14 protein-coding genes are annotated in these 17044 nt (G+C 66.4%); 9 read left to right on the top strand and 5 right to left on the bottom strand.

The window, feature by feature from the left end; all coding sequences use genetic code 11:
• Window positions 1-50: 50 nt before the first annotated feature.
• Together ACZ1I5_RS01070 and ACZ1I5_RS01075 are read right to left on the bottom strand one after the other, a co-directional pair.
• Window positions 51-1214 (bottom strand): CapA family protein, encoded by a 1164-nt coding sequence (locus tag ACZ1I5_RS01070; RefSeq protein ID WP_465171898.1) that lies wholly within the window; start codon window positions 1212-1214, stop codon window positions 51-53.
• On the bottom strand, window positions 1214-2470 hold the full coding sequence (locus ACZ1I5_RS01075; RefSeq protein WP_465171899.1) for an MFS transporter: 1257 nt from the start codon (window positions 2468-2470) through the stop codon (window positions 1214-1216). Before ACZ1I5_RS01075 ends, ACZ1I5_RS01070 begins: the two co-directional genes overlap by 1 nt.
• A gap of 114 nt (window positions 2471-2584) precedes the next feature.
• On the opposite strand from ACZ1I5_RS01075, the gene ACZ1I5_RS01080 reads away from it, so the two are divergent.
• The 5 genes from ACZ1I5_RS01080 to ACZ1I5_RS01100 all read left to right on the top strand — a co-directional run bounded on the left by ACZ1I5_RS01080 (window position 2585) and on the right by ACZ1I5_RS01100 (window position 9890).
• Entirely contained in the window at window positions 2585-3982 is a 1398-nt protein-coding gene (locus ACZ1I5_RS01080; protein ID WP_465171900.1) for an MmgE/PrpD family protein, read from the top strand.
• Window positions 3983-4068: 86 nt separating this feature from the next.
• Window positions 4069-6300 carry a TonB-dependent receptor gene (locus ACZ1I5_RS01085; RefSeq protein WP_465171901.1) on the top strand — a complete coding sequence of 744 codons (2232 nt, stop codon included), beginning with the start codon at window positions 4069-4071 and terminating at the stop codon, window positions 6298-6300.
• A gap of 166 nt (window positions 6301-6466) precedes the next feature.
• Window positions 6467-7933, top strand: coding sequence for a hypothetical protein (locus tag ACZ1I5_RS01090; protein ID WP_465171902.1), 1467 nt, complete (start codon window positions 6467-6469; stop codon window positions 7931-7933).
• On the top strand, window positions 7930-8694 hold the full coding sequence (locus ACZ1I5_RS01095) for an OmpA family protein (protein ID WP_465171903.1): 765 nt from the start codon (window positions 7930-7932) through the stop codon (window positions 8692-8694). The genes ACZ1I5_RS01090 and ACZ1I5_RS01095 overlap by 4 nt, the downstream gene beginning before the upstream one ends.
• 44 nt (window positions 8695-8738) lie before the next feature.
• On the top strand, window positions 8739-9890 hold the full coding sequence (locus ACZ1I5_RS01100) for a multidrug effflux MFS transporter (RefSeq protein ID WP_465171904.1): 1152 nt from the start codon (window positions 8739-8741) through the stop codon (window positions 9888-9890).
• A 2-nt stretch (window positions 9891-9892) separates the two neighbouring features.
• Here ACZ1I5_RS01100 and ACZ1I5_RS01105 read toward each other — a convergent pair whose 3' ends face one another.
• Window positions 9893-10447 (bottom strand): DUF3237 domain-containing protein, encoded by a 555-nt coding sequence (locus ACZ1I5_RS01105; protein WP_465171905.1) that lies wholly within the window; start codon window positions 10445-10447, stop codon window positions 9893-9895.
• A 24-nt stretch (window positions 10448-10471) separates the two neighbouring features.
• Window positions 10472-11323 (bottom strand): N-acyl homoserine lactonase family protein, encoded by an 852-nt coding sequence (locus ACZ1I5_RS01110; RefSeq protein WP_465171906.1) that lies wholly within the window; start codon window positions 11321-11323, stop codon window positions 10472-10474.
• Window positions 11324-11460: 137 nt separating this feature from the next.
• Between ACZ1I5_RS01110 and ACZ1I5_RS01115 the strand changes: the two genes are divergently transcribed.
• The 3 genes from ACZ1I5_RS01115 (at window position 11461) to ACZ1I5_RS01125 (ending at window position 15735) form a co-directional block, all read left to right on the top strand.
• A complete protein-coding gene (locus tag ACZ1I5_RS01115; protein WP_465171907.1) occupies window positions 11461-13119 on the top strand; it encodes a carboxylesterase/lipase family protein in 1659 nt (552 codons plus the stop codon).
• An 83-nt stretch (window positions 13120-13202) separates the two neighbouring features.
• Window positions 13203-15068 (top strand): bifunctional sugar phosphate isomerase/epimerase/4-hydroxyphenylpyruvate dioxygenase family protein, encoded by a 1866-nt coding sequence (locus ACZ1I5_RS01120; protein ID WP_465171908.1) that lies wholly within the window; start codon window positions 13203-13205, stop codon window positions 15066-15068.
• A 22-nt stretch (window positions 15069-15090) separates the two neighbouring features.
• Entirely contained in the window at window positions 15091-15735 is a 645-nt protein-coding gene (locus tag ACZ1I5_RS01125; protein WP_465171909.1) for a TetR/AcrR family transcriptional regulator, read from the top strand.
• Window positions 15736-15757: 22 nt separating this feature from the next.
• On the opposite strand, the gene ACZ1I5_RS01130 is transcribed toward ACZ1I5_RS01125, so the two are convergent.
• A complete protein-coding gene (locus ACZ1I5_RS01130; RefSeq protein WP_465171910.1) occupies window positions 15758-15916 on the bottom strand; it encodes a hypothetical protein in 159 nt (52 codons plus the stop codon).
• Window positions 15917-15966: 50 nt separating this feature from the next.
• Between ACZ1I5_RS01130 and ACZ1I5_RS01135 the strand changes: the two genes are divergently transcribed.
• Window positions 15967-16962, top strand: a complete 996-nt coding sequence (locus tag ACZ1I5_RS01135; RefSeq protein ID WP_465171911.1) for an alpha/beta hydrolase fold domain-containing protein — start codon at window positions 15967-15969, stop codon at window positions 16960-16962.
• Window positions 16963-17044 lie beyond the last annotated feature (82 nt).

Raw genomic sequence — 17044 nt, forward strand, 5'->3', positions numbered from 1 at the left:
ACAGGCCTCACCCATGTCCTTCGATACGGGTCTTCGACTTCGCTCAGCCCCTACTCAGGACGAACGGCGGGGAATGATTTCACGCACTCTGGAATATCCTGACACGCCAGCAACAGTTCGTCGCCATCAATCGCGATGCTCGTCGTCAGCCCTTCGGCCGCCGTTACCTCCACCAGATAGTCGTGCACCCGCGCAAACAACGGATCGCTCGCCGCTAGCGGCCGCGGCGCACTGTCGTCGCCGATCCAGCATGGCCGAAAGCGTACTTCCGATACGCTCCGATCCCGCACCACCAGCCCGACGATGCCTGTGATCCGCGTCTCCGCCGGCAACATGTACGTCGCGTCCATCGTCCAGCTCGGATTGAGGCTGACGAGGTGGCGGAAGGAGTCGGTGTCGACGATCGCCGGGTCCCAGACATGCGGCTGCTCGATCGCGAAATTGCCCAGGCTGTAGAAGATCGGCTTGCCGCGGTGGAAGCCCACGCCCTTCATCAGATGCGGGTGATGGCCGAGGATCGCATCGGCGCCGGCCTCGATCGCGGCATGCGCGACCTCGATCTGATATTCGGCGAGGCTGCCGCGCACCATGTGGATGCCCCAGTGGAGCGAGACCAGCACGATATCGGCCTGGGCTCGCGCCGACCGGATCGCGGCGAGCAGGGCGGCGAGATCGGCGCGGTCGGCATGGCTGCGGATGCGGGCGGGGGTGCCGGGCTGATCATGCTCGATCTGCTCGTAGAAGGTGTGGGCGCGCAACGGCGCGCAGCCGGGCTTGTCGGTGCGGGCGGCATAGCCCTCCGGCAGGATCGAGCTGGCCGCGATCATCGCGACGCGGACGCCGTCATGCTCCTGGATCACCGCCGCGCGCGCCTCGGTCAGGCTGGCGCCGGCACCGGCCAGCAGTACGCCGGCATCCGCCATATGACGCAGCGTATCGTCGAACGCGTCATAGCCCCAATCGAGACAATGATTGCCGGCGAAGGACATCATGGTGAAGCCGGCATCGGCCAGGGCCGGAGCGAGCGCCAAGGGCGCGCGCATCGCGAGCTTCGCATTGGGCACGATCGCGCCGCGGTCCGACACGGTCGTCTCTAGCTGGCCGAACACCACCGGTGCTTGTTCGAGCAAGCCAGCAAGGGGGGCGAACATCGAGGCGAGATCGTCGCGCTTCGCGCCGACATCGCCGACCGCCACGATCGCGAAACCGGGCATCAGGCGGTCGCCTTTGCCTCATTGCCGGCCGAACGGCGCAGGATCAGGACGATCGTCGCGGCGAGGAGCAATATGCCGGCGATCAGCCAGATCGGCGCGGTGAACGCGCCGGTCTTCTCGCGCACCAGCCCGACCAGATGCGGCACGATCAACCCGCCCGAGCTGCCCGCGATGTTGATCGCGACCGCCCCCACCGCGAAGGTGGCGGGGGTGAACATGCGGGTCGGCAATGCCCAGAACGCCCCCTGCGCCGCGCCGAGCGCGGTGCCCGCAACGAACAGCGCGACCAGGCCGAGCGGCGTCGCGCCCGCCGCGGCAGCGCTTAGGATGGCGACTGCGGCCACTGTCGCCGGAATCGCGATGTGCCAGAAACGCTCCCCGGTGCGGTCCGAATGTTTCGAGTTGAAATAGATGCCCAGCACATTGCCGATCCAGGGCAGGGCGTTGACCAGGCCGATCTCGACCGGAGTCAGGCTGGTCATCTGCTTCACGATCTGGGGCAGCCAGAAGATGACGCCATAGGAGCCCGACAACAGGCAGAACCACAACAGCGCCGAGGCCCAGACCAGCGGCTTGCGCAGCACGCTCCAGTCGTTCGCCTGCGCCGTGTCGCGGCGATTGGCGGCGTTGCGCGACAGCCAGTCCTTTTCCCTCGCGTCGAGCCAGGTGGCGTCGCCCGGGCGGTCGGGGAAATAGAAATAGGCGGCCACGCCGAACACCAGCGTCGGCAACGCCTCACCCAGGAACATCCAGCGCCAGCCGGCCAGACCGAAGGGCGGTTCCATGCTCATCAGCCAGCCCGACAAGGGCCCGCCGATCACGATCGACAGGGGAATGGCGATCATCGGCATGGCGAAGGTCGTCGCGCGCTCGCGCTCTGTCGCGAACTGGCTGAGATAGAGCACGATGCCGGGCGCGAGGCCGCCCTCGGCCAGGCCGAGCAGCACGCGCAAGGTGTAGAATTGCCAATGAGTCTCGATAAAGGCCATGCCACCGGCGCAGACGCCCCATAACAGGGCGCAGGCCGCCATCCAGCGCCGCATGCCGATGCGCTGCTGCAGCAACACGCTGGGATATTGGCCGGCAAGGAAGCCGACGAACAAGATGCCCGCGCCGAAACCGTACTGGCTGGGGGTGAAGCCGAGATCGGCATTCATCTGCAGCGCGGCGAAGCTGACATTCACTCGGTCGATCGAGCTGAGCAGCATGAACAGGATCGTCGGCAGGATCAGCCGCCACCGGATCTTACCCGCCATCGCCTGCAATCCAGCTTCCATATGTCCCGCTCCGGCTAGAATCGCCATTATGTGCTCGACAGGCTCATTGCCGATGCGGCAAGGCGACGCAAGCGCTTACATTGGAGGATTTCCGTGGATCAGGCCGGCTCACTGAGCGAAAGACTCGCCGATCACATCACCGGCTTCGATGCCGGACGGCTGAGCGACGCGACGCTTCACGCAGCGAAGCGGGCACTGCTCGACGGGCTTGGCGTGATGCTCGCCGCGAGTGGGACGAGTCCGGAAGTCGAGCCCTTCATTGCCTATGCCAGCGCCGGCGGGCCGGGCGAGGCGAGTATCCTGGGGCGCGGGGTGACGACCAGTGCATCGCTTGCTGCGCTCGCCAATGGCGCGATGGCGCATGCGCTGGACTTCGAGGACGCGTTCGACGCAGCGCCGAGCCATCCCAATGCATCGCTGCTGCCGGCGGTGCTCGCGGTGTTGCAGACGGGCGCGCCGGTGTCCGGCCGCGATCTGCTCGGCGCGATCGCGATCGGCTGCGACCTGGTCTGCCGGCTGGGGCTGAGCCTGCGCCGCGAGATGGAGGCGGGCGGCTGGTATCCGCCGCCTATCCTCGGCGTGTTCGGCGCGACCGCCGCGGCGGCGCGGTTACGGGGATTGTCCTCGCGCCAGACGCTCGATGCACTGTCGCTGGCTTTGTGCCAGGCAAGCTGCCCAGGCGAGATCAAATATAGCCGCGACACCGTGATCCGTGCGGTGCGCGAGGCATTGCCGGCCGAGGCGGCGGTGCGGGCGACCGCGCTTGCGGTGCTCTGCGTGCGCGGTTTCGATGCGCCGTTCGAGGGCAAAGGCGGGTTCTTCCGCCTGTATGCCGATGGGCGATATGAGCCGGCGGATCTCCTCGACGGGCTCGGCGAGCGGTTCTGGATCGAGCAGTTGAGCTTCAAGAAATGGCCGGCCTGTCGCGGCACACATGCCTATATCGAGGCAGTACAAGCGCTGCGCGCCGCGCATGGCTTTGCGCCGGGGGATGTCGCTTCGATCGTGGCGACGGGCGGCGAGGTGCAGGTGATGCTGGTCGAGCCCGCCGCCAGCAAGCGCGCGCCGGCGACGGCGATCGACGCGAAATTCTCGATTCCCTTCACCATCGCCGCCGCGCTGATCGACGACGAGGTCACGCTCGACAGCTATGACGCCGCGTCGCTCGCCGATCCGCGCAAGCTTGCCGAGGCAGCCAAGGTGAGTTTCGAACGCCATCCCGACTGGGGCCGTGAGCGCGCCGCGTCGGGCGGACTTGCCGTCATGCTGAACGACGGAACCCGGCTGGAGCATTGGGTCGACATGGCCGCGGGCCATGTCTCGCGCCCGATCGACGATGCCGCGCTCGAGGCGAAGTTCGTCGATTGTGCGGGCCGGGCGCACCAGGCGCTGACGGCGGACGCGGCGGCGGAATTGGCGGCGGCGATCTGGTCGCTCGACATGGCGCCGGACGCGGCAAAGGCCCTGTCCGGCATTAGTTATATGCCATAATGAAAACGCTTGCAGCTTCGCACCACAATGGTAGTAAGCGGCCTTAGCCAGGGCGACGCAAGGGCGCCGGCGGTCAAGCGAGGAGGATGTCCGTGACCCCATTTTCAAAGGCGATTCTTCTTACCGGCGTGACTGGCCTTGCTGTCGCGCTGGCCGCGATGCCGGCCGAGGCGCAGAGCGCCGCCGCGCAGGACCAGGTTGCCAGCCCGTCGGCACCCGCCGCCGATCTCCAGCCCCAGGCGGAGGACAATGGCGGGCTCGAGGATATCGTCGTCACCGCCGAGCGCCGGACGCAGAGCCTGCAGGACGTGCCGATCTCGGCCACCGTGCTCAACGCCGCCGATATCTCGCGCAAGGGCGTCAACAACCTCGCCGACATCCAGCAGGTCGCGCCGTCGATCGCGATCAACACCTTCAACCGATCGACCTTCATCAACATCCGCGGCGTCGGCATCGCGCAGTCGGCGCCGACCTCCAACCCGGGCGTCGCTTTCTATATCGACGGCCAGCTGATCCCGCATGAGCAGTTCATCGGGCAGAGTTTCTTCGACATCGCGTCGATCGAAGTGCTGCGCGGTCCGCAGGGCACCTTGACCGGGCAGAATTCGACCGGGGGCGCGATCTATGTGCGCACGCCCGAGCCCGAATTCGACGCCTATTCTGGTTTCGTCGACGCGACCTATGGCAATTACGACACGTTCAAGCTGGTCGGCGCGATCAACGTGCCGATCAGCGATGAAGTCGCGTTCCGCGTCGCGGCGACGCATGACGAGCGCGGGAGCTTCACCGACAATATCGGGCCGAGCCCGAGCACCCCGGGCAATAGCAGCCTCTATGCCGGGCGCTTCAACCTCGCGGTGCGCTCGCCCGACGAGGTGCTGCGTGCCAATCTGCGCGTCGACTATTTCGATTCCAAATCGGACAATAATGCGGTGAAGCGCCGCAACGATCTGGTCTCGTCCAATCCGTTCGTGATCGAGGAGGATGCGCGGTCCTTCCAGAACCAGCATGGCGGCAAGCTGTCGGGCGAAGTGAAGATCAAGATCCTCGACGGCGTCGATCTGCGCACCATGGTGTCGTACCAGGATCTCCATACGATCGACCAGACCGACGGCGATCGCACCGCGACCGCTCTGCCGCGCCCACCGGCCAATGCGGTGGGCCGGGTCAGCCTGGTGTCGACCGACATCAATACCTTCATTGGCGAAGTGAACCTGCTGTCGACCGGCAAGGGCAATTTCAACTGGGTGGTCGGCGGCTTCTATCTCGACGAGACGGTCGACACCTTCTCGCAGCGCGACAACAACCACACGACCGACTTCATCTCGTCGACCTCGACCTTCAAGACGAGCGCGAACAACATCACCAAATCGGTGTTCGGCCAGGTCAACTGGTTCGTGACGTCGCCGCTCGAGATCGTCGCCGGTGCGCGCTATTCCGACGATACCCAGATCTACAACCGCCTCATCCCGGCGGGCGCTGTGCCGGCCGGGGCGAGCCTGGTCGCGACGCAGCATTCGACCAAGGTGACCGGCAAGGTCGGCATCAACTACCATCTCGGCCGCAACCTGCTCTATGTGACGGCGTCGCAGGGCTACAAGGCGGGCGGCGTCAACCTGACCATCGGCACGCCCAATTTCGGGCCGGAAACCAACCGCGTGTACGAGGCCGGATTCAAGACTCAGTTCCTCGACAATCACCTGCGCGTGAACGGCGACGTCTTCTATTCCGAATATAGCGACATCCAGCTGTCGAGCCTGCTGAACGGCCTGCCGGTCACGCAGAACGCGGCCGCCGGCAAATCCTATGGCGCGGAGCTCGAGGTCACCGGCCAGTTCGGCGGGCTGAGCTTCAACGCGGGCGGCGGCTATCTCCATGCCCGGTTCGACGGCAGCACCTGCATCACCGACACCAATTCGGCGGGCACCGATGCCGGCTGCCCGACCAATTTGCGGCTTGTGCCGGACGGCCGGGTGCTGCCCTTCTCGCCCGAATGGACGATCAATGCCGGTGTCCAGTACGAAATCCCGCTGGGCGGCGACGAGCGCTCGCTGACGCCGCGCGTGCAATGGTCGCATCTGTCGGAACAGGTCGCGACGCCGTTCCCGAGCTTCAACACGATCGTACCGAAGCGCGACGTGTTCGATGCGCGGCTGACCCTGCAGATCAACCGCAACTACAAGCTCGAAGGCTATGTCGCGAACTTCACCGACACGCGGTACATCGCCTCGCAGATCCAGAATTCGTCGAGCGCCGATGGCGGCAGCATCTATGGCGCGCCGCGGACCTACGGCATCCGCGCGGTGGCGAAGTTCTGATGATGGTTGCCGGCCGTTCCATCTACCCGTGCTTCCCCGGCGAAGGCCGGGGTCCAGTTAGGGGGCAGAAGGGAACGGGCGCTGCGCGTAGTTACCTCGGCCATCCCAACTGGGCCCCGGCCTCCGCCGGGGAAGGGACAAGGGGTGAAGGCGGGTACGCGTTCGGATGAAGCTTCGCGCCGCCCCGATCGCACTGGGCCTCTCCCTCGCCGCCTTCGCGACCAGCGTCGCGGCGCAGGCGGATTATGGCGACGCCTGGTGGGCGCCGGACAGCGGGCGGACTTTCCCCGCGCAGGTCGATTATGCCGACAGCACGGGCAGCCTGCGCGTGCTGCTGACTGGCGGGCCGATGGAGACGAAGGGCCATCCCTTCTTCACCGCGACCGGGCCGCATGGTCGCGCCTGCGTCACCTGCCACCAGCCGGCCGACGCGATGAGCCTGTCCGCTGCGACCGCACAGGCGCGTTGGGACGCGACCGGCGGCAAGGACCCGCTGTTCGCTGCCTATGACGGGTCGAACTGCCCGACCCTGCCGCAGGGTGAGCGCGCATCGCATTCACTGCTGCTCGACCATGGGCTGATCCGCATCCAGCGCCCGTGGCCGCCCAGGGACGCGGCGGGCAGGGCGATGACGCCCGATATCACGATCGAGGTCGTGCGCGATCCGACCGGATGCAATGCGGCGAAGGGCAGCATCTCGGTCTATCGCCGGCCACGGCCGGTCGCGAACCTCAAATATCTGCTGGCGGTCGGTTTCTATCACGATCCCAAGCAGGGCATGCCGCTGCCGCTCGATCCCGAGACGGGCAAGCCGCTGTCAGGCAATCTGATGGCCGATGGCCGCGCGAGCACCTTGAACGCACAGATGAACGATGCGTCGGCGACTCATCTAGAATTGCTCAAGCATATGGACGCGGTCGACATGGCGCGGATCGTCGACTTTGAGAGCCGGGTCTATACCGCACAACAGGTCGACAGGACGGGCGGCGCGCTGAACATCGCGGGCGCCGAGGGCGGCGCGGAGAAGCTCGCCGTGTCGAAGCCGGGCCAGCTCGGCAGCATCGGCAAGCCTGTGTGGAGCGAGTTCGAGGCCTGGGAGAAGCCGGCGCCGGGGCTTAGCCCCGAACAGGCGGCCTTTCGCGCGTCGGTAGCCCGCGGCGCGAAGATCTTCCGCGACAAGACGTTCCTGATCACCGACAGCGCGGGGATCAACTCGCCGGTCGGTTTCGGTAACCCGGTGCGCAATGGCTGCGCCTTCTGCCACAACATGTCGCAGATGGGGAATGATGTCGCGCCGGGCCAGGTCGATCTCGGTACGACCAACCAGCCCTTTGCCGATCCGATGCCGTGGCTGCCGCTGTTCCGCGTGACCTGCAAGGGGCCGCCGCATCCGCATTATGGCCGCGTCATCCTGACCAATGATCCGGGCTATGCGCTGACCACCGGGCGGTGTGCCGATGTGGGCAAGATCACGCTGCAATCGCTGCGCGGCCTGTCGGCGCGGGCGCCCTATTTCTCCAATGGGCTGGCGAAGGATCTGCGCGGCATCGTCGACTTCTACGAGCGGCGCTATTCCATCGGTTATACCGAGCAGGAGAAGCAGGACCTGGTCAACCTGATGAGCGCGCTGTGAAGACGGTCGCTGCCCTGCTCGCCATGGCCGCGGTGACCGGGGGCAGCGCGCCCGAGACGGTCCGCTTCATTGCCTGCCCGGTCTATCGCGATACGGACAGCGGCAAGAAATCCGGCTGCTGGCTGGTCGATGATCCTGCGGACGGGCGCCGCTTTGACGTCAGCCAGGCGCCGTCCAAGCCGGACTGGAACCATGAGGTGCTGGTCGAGGGCAGGGTAAGCGCTGCGCCGGGCGATCCGTGCGGTGGGGTGGTGCTCGAGCCGGTGCGCACCTCGATCCTGCCGGGCGCGTGCACGCGGCACATGCTGCCGGCCGAGAGCTACAAAGGGCGTCCGTTCGTGCTGCCCAAGCGTAACGTCGCGCCGATGTCGGCGGAGCGCGCCGTCCCGCCGGGGCCCTATGCGCCGACGACGTTCCACCTCTATTATGACTTCGATCGGGATTTCCTGATCTATCAATATGACGATTACCTGCTCGATCAGGCGATCACTTGGATTCGCGCGGCAAAGCCCAGGTCGATCGTCGTGACGGGACGCGCGGCGACCGATCCGGTGACGGTTTCGGGGCGCAGCATCGCCGAAGATCCGGCGATCGCCCGCGCCCGCGCCGACCGGATCGCTGAATCGCTGGTGAGGCTCGGGGTGGACCGGCACATCATCACCGTGCGGGCGGAGGGCAAGGCGGCTGCGATCGATGTCGATACGGCGGATGGGCTGGCCGAGCCGTCGCGGCGGCGCGTCGACATTCTCGTCCGGCCCTGACCGGCTTGCCACCAGCGACTTCAGCATCGCCGCACCGGCAGGTCATGCTGCTCGGCGCGATTACCGCGCTCGGCTCGCTCGCGATCCATATGTTCGTGCCGGCCATGCCGATTGCTGCGGTCATGCTGCAGGCCTCGCCCTCGGTCATGCAGCTCACGCTGACGCTGTATCTGGTCGGCGTGGGTACCGGCCAGATCGTCAGCGGACCGCTGGCCGATCATGTCGGACGCCGGCCGGTGCTGCTCGGCGGGATCGCGATCTTCGTGCTCGGCTCGGCGATCTGCTGGGCGGCGGGATCGGTGTGGCTGCTGCTCGCCGGGCGGCTGATCCAGGCGCTCGGCGCATCGGCGGGGCTGGTCGTCGGGCGCGCGATGACCGGCGATACGGCGGAGGGGCGCGGCGCGCGCGACATGGCGCTGCTCACCGCGATCGTCATGCTGTCGCCGATGATTGCGCCGCTGCTCGGCAGCGTCCTGGCCGATAGCGGCGGATGGCGCGCGATCTTCGCGGTGCTGACCTTGCTCGGTCTGGCGTGCGGGATCGCCGCGATGCGCTGGCTGCCCGAGACCTTCGTTCCGCGTCCCGCCGGCGGGACGAGCCTGTTGACGAACTGGGCGCAGGTGCTGACGAACAGGGTCTTCCTGCGCAATTTGCTGCTCGGCACCTCGTTCACTGCCGGGCTCTATGTCTTTCTTGGTGCGTCGCCCTTCCTGCTGGTCGATTTCTACGGGGCCGATCCGCACGGGCTCGGCATCTATTACGGCGCCGTTGCGCTTGGCGCGGGGGCGGGCGCGCTGTCGGTGAACCGGCTGGCGGGGCGCCTTGGTGCGCGCAGCCTGATGCGGCTGGGAGCGTCGCTCGCCGCGGCCGGAGCGATCGGATTCCTGGTCGGCGCGGCGCTCGGGCGGCATGAGATCGTCGCGATGATCGTGCCGATGGCGGTCTTCTCGTTCGGCGGCGGGCTGGTCGTGCCCAATGCCTTTGTCGCTGCGCTGGCGGGGAGCCCTGAGCGGGTCGGCACTGCGGTCAGCGCCTTTGGCGCGCTGCAGATGCTGGGCAACGCCGCGGTCAGCTCGCTCGTCGCCGCCCTGGCGCCGCACAGCCCGGTGCCGGTCGCAGTGGCGATCGCGCTGCTGGCCCTGCTGACCATGATCCTGACGATTGCGTTTTCGGCCGGGCCTGACGCCTCAGCCTAGCGTCACGTGACGCGGAAGACGCGCATGACGACGTTGCTCGGATGACGGATGCCTTGTCCGACGAAGACGCTGCGGGTCATCCAGTCATGCGGCCCGGCCTGGACTTCGAAGAGGGGCGTGGTTCGGAAATAATAGAGCGCCGGGTCGAGATCCTCGCCGGCGGTCAGCCGGGCGATGATCTCGGGCGCGGCGACCCTGACGCCCGGGTTGTCGATGGCGATGCGCGTGCCGTCCGATGCCTCGAGCGTGTATTTCGCATGGATGAGGGTACGGTCCTTGCCGATCGCCTGCCAGTCGCCGCCGCCGGGCAACACCGTGCCGTTGAGCCGGGGGCCTTTGACGGTGCCGCCGGTGATCGGCACCAGCCGCCGCCGGGCACCGTCGACCATTCCCAGCTCGACCGGCGGCGCGAGCAAGATCACGGCCTCGAAGACGAATTCGAGCGCGGGCGCAGCCGGGGTCTTATCGGCCGCGGCAAACGCGGATCGCGGCAGCGCCGCCGCCAGCACGGCACCAAGCGCTGCCTGTCGGCGGGTGAGGAACGGGGCTTCAGTCATGGCGTTGCTCCGGGGAGGATGCCGTTAGCGGGCGGGCTGCGGAAAGGCCGGCAACAGGCCGATATCCGCTGGCTCATGGCCGATGATGATACGGGCATGCAGTATCTCGGCCACCCGGTTTATGCGATCCATCGAGGCGAGGGTATCCGCGCGGCTGGTGTTGATCTTCGGCACGCCATTGGCCGCCTTTTGCTCGGCGAAATGCCACAGGTCGCCGGTCAGGATCACTGGCCCATCGGCGAGCCGGACCAGCAACGAATGATGGCCGGGCGTGTGCCCGGGCGTCGCCAGCATCATCACGCGCCCGTCGTCGAACAGGTCGCGGTCGCCCGAGACCTGGTCGATCGGCGCGCTGCCCCCGGTCCAGGGCACGAACTGGTCGCGGTCGAGATTGAAGGTCTTGCCCGTGCCGCGGACCACGGCAAGGTCCTCGGCGCCGATCAGCAAGGTTGCCGTGGGGAAGCTCGACGCCTGCCCGGCATGGTCGGCATGGTGATGGCTCAGTGCGACAAGGCCGATCTGGTCGGGGCGCACGCCGATGTCGCGCAACTGGTCCAGGATCGAGCGGGCGAGCCGTGCCCGGCCGCCGCCCACGCTGGTCTGTCCAGCACCGAGCCGGGACAAGGGCAGGCCGGTGTCCCATAGCAGATAGCGGTCGCCGTCGCGGATCAGATAACAGCTGACCGACACCGTCTTCGACATGCCGGAAAAGGCGAAACTGTCCGACAGGAAGTCGAGATCGGGCACGTCGACCGTGCCGCAATCCAGCCGCCACAGCAGCAACTCGGGCTTTGGCTGGGCCAGTGCGGCCGACGTGGAGAGCAGGGCCAGCAACCCGCCGATCGTCAGCCATAAGGTCGCGCGTCCGATCGTCATTTCCGGCCCTCATCCTTTCGGCCGCGCTGCCCCGGATGTCGAACATCCCGTTTGCAAAGCCGGCGACTGCCAGTTATGTAACGAACTAGTACATATAAACAAGCAGGCGCGACAGGCGCTCAGTGGGAGATGGATGGATGATCGGGTCGAAACACAGGATTCTGGGCATGCTGCTGGGCGCGTCGGCGCTGATGGGGATGGCGCCGGCCGACCGCTCGATGACACCGATTGCGAGCGATCCGGTTGTCACGGCGAGCGGGCGCATCGCCGGCACGCAGCTCGATTCGGGTGTCCGCGCCTATCTCGGCATCCCCTTTGCCGCGCCGCCGGTCGGGCCGCTGCGCTGGGCGCCGCCGCAGCCCGCGACCTGGAAGGGCGTGTGGAATGCCGATCGCAAAGGGCCCGAATGCATCCAGGTGCTGCGCCCGCACGACATCAACCATTATTTCGGCGAGGAGCCTTCGTCCGAGGACTGCCTCTATATGAACCTGTGGGCGCCGGCCCAGGCAACGCCTGAATCGAAGCTGCCGGTGATCGTGTTCCTCTATGGCGGCGGCTTCACCATCGGGTCGTCGGGCATGGCCAATTATGACGGCGAGGCGATGGCCAAGGCCGGGGCGGTGTTCATCAACTTCAACTACCGCGTCGGCGCCTTTGGTTTCCTCGCGCACCCCGAACTGACGCGCGAGCAGGGCGGGCATTCGGGCAATTACGGCATCATGGACCAGACGCTGGCGCTGCGCTGGATCCGCGACAATGTCGCCCGGTTCGGCGGCGATCCGGACAAGGTGCTGATCATGGGCCAGTCCGCCGGTGCCGGCTCGGTCATCGCGCAGATCTTCAGCCCGCAGGCCAAGGGTCTGTTCCGCGCGGCGGTGATGTCGAGCGGGTGCAACTTCCGCGGCGACGGTCCGTCGCTCGCCGATGCGGAAAAGGTCGGGCTGCAATTGCAGGAGCGGCTCAAGGTGACGAGTCTCGATGCGCTGCGCCAGATCCCGGCGGATCGCATCCTGGCGACTCAATCGGAGAACCAGCTCGGCGTGCGGGTCGAGGGCGTGCGGGTCGGCGGGCCGATCGTCGACGGTTATGTGTTGCCCGCGCCCAAGGCGACGATGCTCGCGGCGGGGACGTTCAACCAGGTGCCGATCATCGCGAGCTACAACGCCAATGATCTTAGCTTCGGGCTCGAGCCGATCCTGTCGGCGAAGACGATCGCCGAATTCCAGGAGGGCGCGCGCAAGCTCTATGGGGCGGATGCCGATGCCTTCCTGAAATTCTACCCGGTGAAGACCGATGCCGAAGTGCCGGGCGTGGCCCGGGTCGCGGCGACCGAAGCCGGGCTGCAATCCAGCGCGCGCTTCTGCGCCAAGGCCCAGACCGCGGTGGGGCAGCCGGCCTATATCGACGAATATACGCGGGTTCATCCCTATGTGCCGGGCGTGCGCATCGCCGATCAGGACACCGCCACGGTCGGTGCCTATCACACCGCCGACATCCCTTACTGGTTCGGCACGCAGGACAAATACAACTGGCAGCGACCGACGCGGAACTGGACGGCGTGGGACCGTACCTTGTCGCAGCAGATGATGGGGGCGCTGATCGCCTTTGCCGCGACCGGCAACCCGAGCACGCCGGCGATGCCCTGGCCGGCCTGGAAACCGGGCGACGAACGCAAGATCATGTTTGGTGACCAGGTGTCCTTGGTGAAACTCGACCCCAGGCGGCAGGACTGGCTGATGGCGCATAATGTCGCGACTCAGCCCGCGCCGCCGCGTTCCGGCTCGCCGCGCGACTGATGCTTCGGGTGTCGATGGCGGCGCTATCGACACCCGCCCTGCATTGGTGGTAACCAGTTAGTACACAGTGCCGGAGCCGCCTCTTGCTTACCTCGATTGCCACGGTCTCGATCAGCGGTACGCTCGAGGACAAGCTGCGCGCGATTGCCGATGCCGGCTATGACGGGGTCGAGATCTTCGAGAACGACCTGCTCGCCGCAGCCTCGTCCCCGCGCGAGATCGGGGCGATGATGCGCGACCTCGGGCTGGCCTGTACGCTGTTCCAGCCGTTCCGAGATTTCGAGGGCATGCCGACAGAATTGCGCGCCCGCACCTTCGACCGGGCCGAGCGTAAGTTCGATCTGATGCACGAACTGGGCACCGACCTGATCCTGGTCTGCTCCAACTGCTCGCCGCTCTCGCTGCCCGACCGCGACCGCATCCTCGACGACTTTGCCGAACTGGCCGACCGGGCGGCGGCGCGGCGTTTGCGGGTGGGCTATGAAGCGCTGGCCTGGGGGCGGCATGTCAACGATCATCGCGATGCCTGGAGCGTGGTGCGCGACGTGAACCATCCGGCGCTCGGGCTGATCCTCGACAGTTTCCATTCGCTCGCGCGGCGTATCCCCTCGTCGAGCATCGGCGATATCGACCCGGCGAAGCTGTTCATCGTCCAGGTCGCCGACGCGCCGTTCGTCGAGATGGACTACCTGTCCTGGGCGCGGCACCTGCGCAACATGCCGGGGCAGGGCGACTTCCCGATCGGCGAATATGCCGCCGAGCTGATGCGGATCGGTTATGACGGCTACTGGTCGCTGGAGATTTTCAACGACCGGTTCCGATCGGGGTCGGCGCATGTCGTGGCGCTCGACGGCTATCGTTCGCTGATCGCGCTGGAGGACGAGGTAGGCCGGCGGCCGCGGACCCCGGTCGCGCCGACCATGCCACCGCGTGTGTCGCCGACCCGGGTGAGCTTCATCGAGTTCGCGGCGGACGATGCCGAGGCGGCGATGCTGCGCGGTACCCTGGCCGCGCTGGGTTTCGTGTGTGTCGGCAGGCATCGCCGCAAGGCAGTCGAGCGCTGGCGGCAGGGCGCGATCAACATCGTCATCAACCGCGAGCAGGAGGGGTTCGCGCACAGCTTCGACATGGTCCACGGCGCGTCGGTCTGCGCGATCGGGCTGAGCGTGCCCGATGTACCCGCGGCGCTGGCCCGGGCGGAGGCACTGTCGATCCCGCGCTTCGAACAGTCGGTCGGGCCGGGCGAGATGCAGATCCCCTCGGTGCGCGGCGTCGGCGGCAGCCTGATCTATTTCATCGAGCAGGGCAGCGAGGAGGATGTCTGGGCGACCGAGTTCGGGGCGCTGGACAGTGCCGGGGCGGGCATCGGGCTGGAGACGATCGACCATATCGCCCAGACGACCTTTTATGAGGAGTTCCTGAGCTGGATCCTCTATTATGTCACCCTGTTCGACGTGACCAAGACGGTGCAGCTGCAGATTCCCGATCCGCTCGGGCTGGTGCAGAGCCAGGCGGTGGAGTCGCGCGACAAGTCCTTGCGCATCACGCTCAACAGCTCGGTCGCGCAGCAGACCCTCTCCTCGCGCTTCCTGACCAAATATATGGGCGCCGGGGTGCAGCATATCGCCTTTTCCTGCTCGGACGTGTTTGCCGCGGCGGAACGGGCGCGGGCGAACGGGCTGGAGATGCTCGAAATCTCGCGCAACTATTATGACGATCTCGACGCGCGCTTCGGGCTGGGCGCCGATCTGATCGACCGGATGGCGTCGCTCGGCATCCTCTACGACCGCGACGGGGAGGCCGAATATTTCCAGTTCTACAGCCGCGCCTTCGAAAAACGCGTCTTCTTTGAAATCGTCGAACGGCGCGGCTATGGAGGATATGGCGCGGCCAACGCCGGTATCCGCCTCGCGGCGCAATCCCGCTTCAAGGCCGAGGTCGCGTATTGATCGATTTACCAGCGGGGGAAGCGTGACCGTCCAGCAATCCAAGGCCAGCCTCCGCGCCGCATTGGCCGAGAACACCCGCGCCAACATCATCGACGTCGCGACCCGCGAATTCTCTGACAAGGGCTTTGCCGGCGCGCGGATCGACGAGATCGCCGAGAAGACCAATTCGTCGAAGCGGATGATCTATTATTATTTCGGCGGGAAGGAGGGCCTGTACCAGGCCGTTCTCGAACAATCCTATGGCGGTATCCGCGAACGCGAAGAGGCGCAGAATTTCGACGCGATGTCGGCCGAGGACGCGTTGCGCGAGATGGTCGTGCACACGTTCGACTATCACATGGCGCACCCCGATTTCGTGCGGCTGGTGATGAACGAGAACATCCTGCACGGCGCGCATATCGAGGGCGTCGAGGGCATCAAGAACCGCAATCGCAGCGTGCTCAACGCAATGAAGCGGATGCTGGATCGCGGCGTCGCGGAGGGGGTGTTCCGCGAGGGGGTCGATCCGCTCGGGCTGCACATGACGATCAGTGCCTTGTGCTTCTACAATGTCTCCAACCGCTACACGCTGCGCGCGATCTTCGGCATCGACACGTCGGTCGCCAAGACGCGCAGCAAGCGGCGCGAGCAGGTGGTCGAGGCGATCCTGGCCTATGTCCGGCGCTGAGGCGCGCGGGCGCGTATCCTAATTAATCAGCGATGAGAAAGATGTCGCGGTGTTCCGTGGCGATCTGCGGATAGCGCTGGTTGCGGCGCGGTTGAATCGAGCGCGGCCATTGTTGCAAAATGTCATGAGGGTTGCTGACATTTTGCGGCTTATCCCACCATGCCGGAGCAGCTTGCGGCACGCGCCTCTCGCAGTTATGTACTAAATAGTTAGATAAATATGGAGGGGTGGATGATCGGATCTACGGGGCGCATCGCGGGCGCGAGTCTGGCGCTGGCACTGGCGGGAGCGGCAGTCGCTGCGGCGCCTGGAAAGCGGGTGTTCCCAACGGTGGAGCGGCCGCCCTCGGCTGATCCCTATCCCGATCGCGTGACGGCTTTCCCGGGCGGCGTGACCAGCCTGGCGGATGTCGTCTACTCCGTGATCCCGGGATATCGCCCGATGATCCTCGACATCTATATGCCGCCCAAGGGCAAGGCGGCCGCGCCGAAGCCGCTGGTGATCTACGTCCATGGCGGCGGCTGGGTCGGCGGACATACCCGCGCCGGCGGGGCGCTGGCCGATTTCCCCAAGGCGCTGGCGTCGCTGGCGGCGGAGGGGTTCGTGGTCGCCTCGGTCGAATATCGGCTGTCGGGCGAAGCGCGGTTTCCGGCACAGCTCGACGATGTGCGCGCGGCGATCCGCTTTCTGAAGGGCAATGCCGGGAAATACGGAATCGATCCGGGCCGGGTCGGCATCTGGGGCGCGTCGGCGGGCGGGCATCTCGCGGCGCTTGCTGCCCTGTCCTGCGGGGCGCCGGGGCTCGACGCGAAACCGCAGCCGGCGGGATCGGAATGCGTGCAGGCGGCGGCGATCTGGTACGGGGTGTTCGACTTCGCGCCGATCGTGGCGCGGGCGGAAGGGTCACCGATCGCGCTGATCGGATGTGCCGATGCGGCGTCGTGCCCGGTCGACCGGATCAGGGCGGTGAGCCCGCTGACCTATCTCGATCCGAGCGATCCGCCGTTTTTGCTGATCCATGGCGAGGATGATCGCACCGTTGCGGTGACGCAGTCGAAGGAGGCGTTCGCCAAGATGACGGCGGCGGGGGTGAAGGTCGACGAGATATTGATGCCGGGGATCGACCACAGCTTTATCGGGAAGACGCCGGCCGAGACGCGGGTCGCGACGCTCAGGGCGGTGAATGCGACGTTCGATTTTTTCGGGGTGCAGTTGAAGGGGCGGTGAGCCCCTTCTCTTCCGTCATGCCGGACTTGTTCCGGCATCCATTCTGCGGCTGGGCGCAGCGGCAATAATCGGGCGCTGCGTT

Source organism: Sphingomonas sp. BL-S-30 (genome assembly GCF_055521475.1).

Excerpts from the sequence above, each read along its gene's own strand:
- ACZ1I5_RS01105 (WP_465171905.1), bottom strand. The coding sequence starts at position 10,447 with ATGACTGAAGCCCCGTTCCTCACCCGCCGACAGGCAGCGCTTGGTGCC.
- ACZ1I5_RS01100 (WP_465171904.1), top strand. The coding sequence starts at position 8,739 with ATGCTGCTCGGCGCGATTACCGCGCTCGGCTCGCTCGCGATCCATATG.
- ACZ1I5_RS01110 (WP_465171906.1), bottom strand. The coding sequence starts at position 11,323 with ATGACGATCGGACGCGCGACCTTATGGCTGACGATCGGCGGGTTGCTG.
- ACZ1I5_RS01070 (WP_465171898.1), bottom strand. The coding sequence starts at position 1,214 with ATGCCCGGTTTCGCGATCGTGGCGGTCGGCGATGTCGGCGCGAAGCGC.
- ACZ1I5_RS01085 (WP_465171901.1), top strand. The coding sequence starts at position 4,069 with ATGTCCGTGACCCCATTTTCAAAGGCGATTCTTCTTACCGGCGTGACT.
- ACZ1I5_RS01135 (WP_465171911.1), top strand. The coding sequence starts at position 15,967 with ATGATCGGATCTACGGGGCGCATCGCGGGCGCGAGTCTGGCGCTGGCA.
- ACZ1I5_RS01075 (WP_465171899.1), bottom strand. The coding sequence starts at position 2,470 with ATGGCGGGTAAGATCCGGTGGCGGCTGATCCTGCCGACGATCCTGTTC.
- ACZ1I5_RS01115 (WP_465171907.1), top strand. The coding sequence starts at position 11,461 with ATGATCGGGTCGAAACACAGGATTCTGGGCATGCTGCTGGGCGCGTCG.
- ACZ1I5_RS01090 (WP_465171902.1), top strand. The coding sequence starts at position 6,467 with ATGAAGCTTCGCGCCGCCCCGATCGCACTGGGCCTCTCCCTCGCCGCC.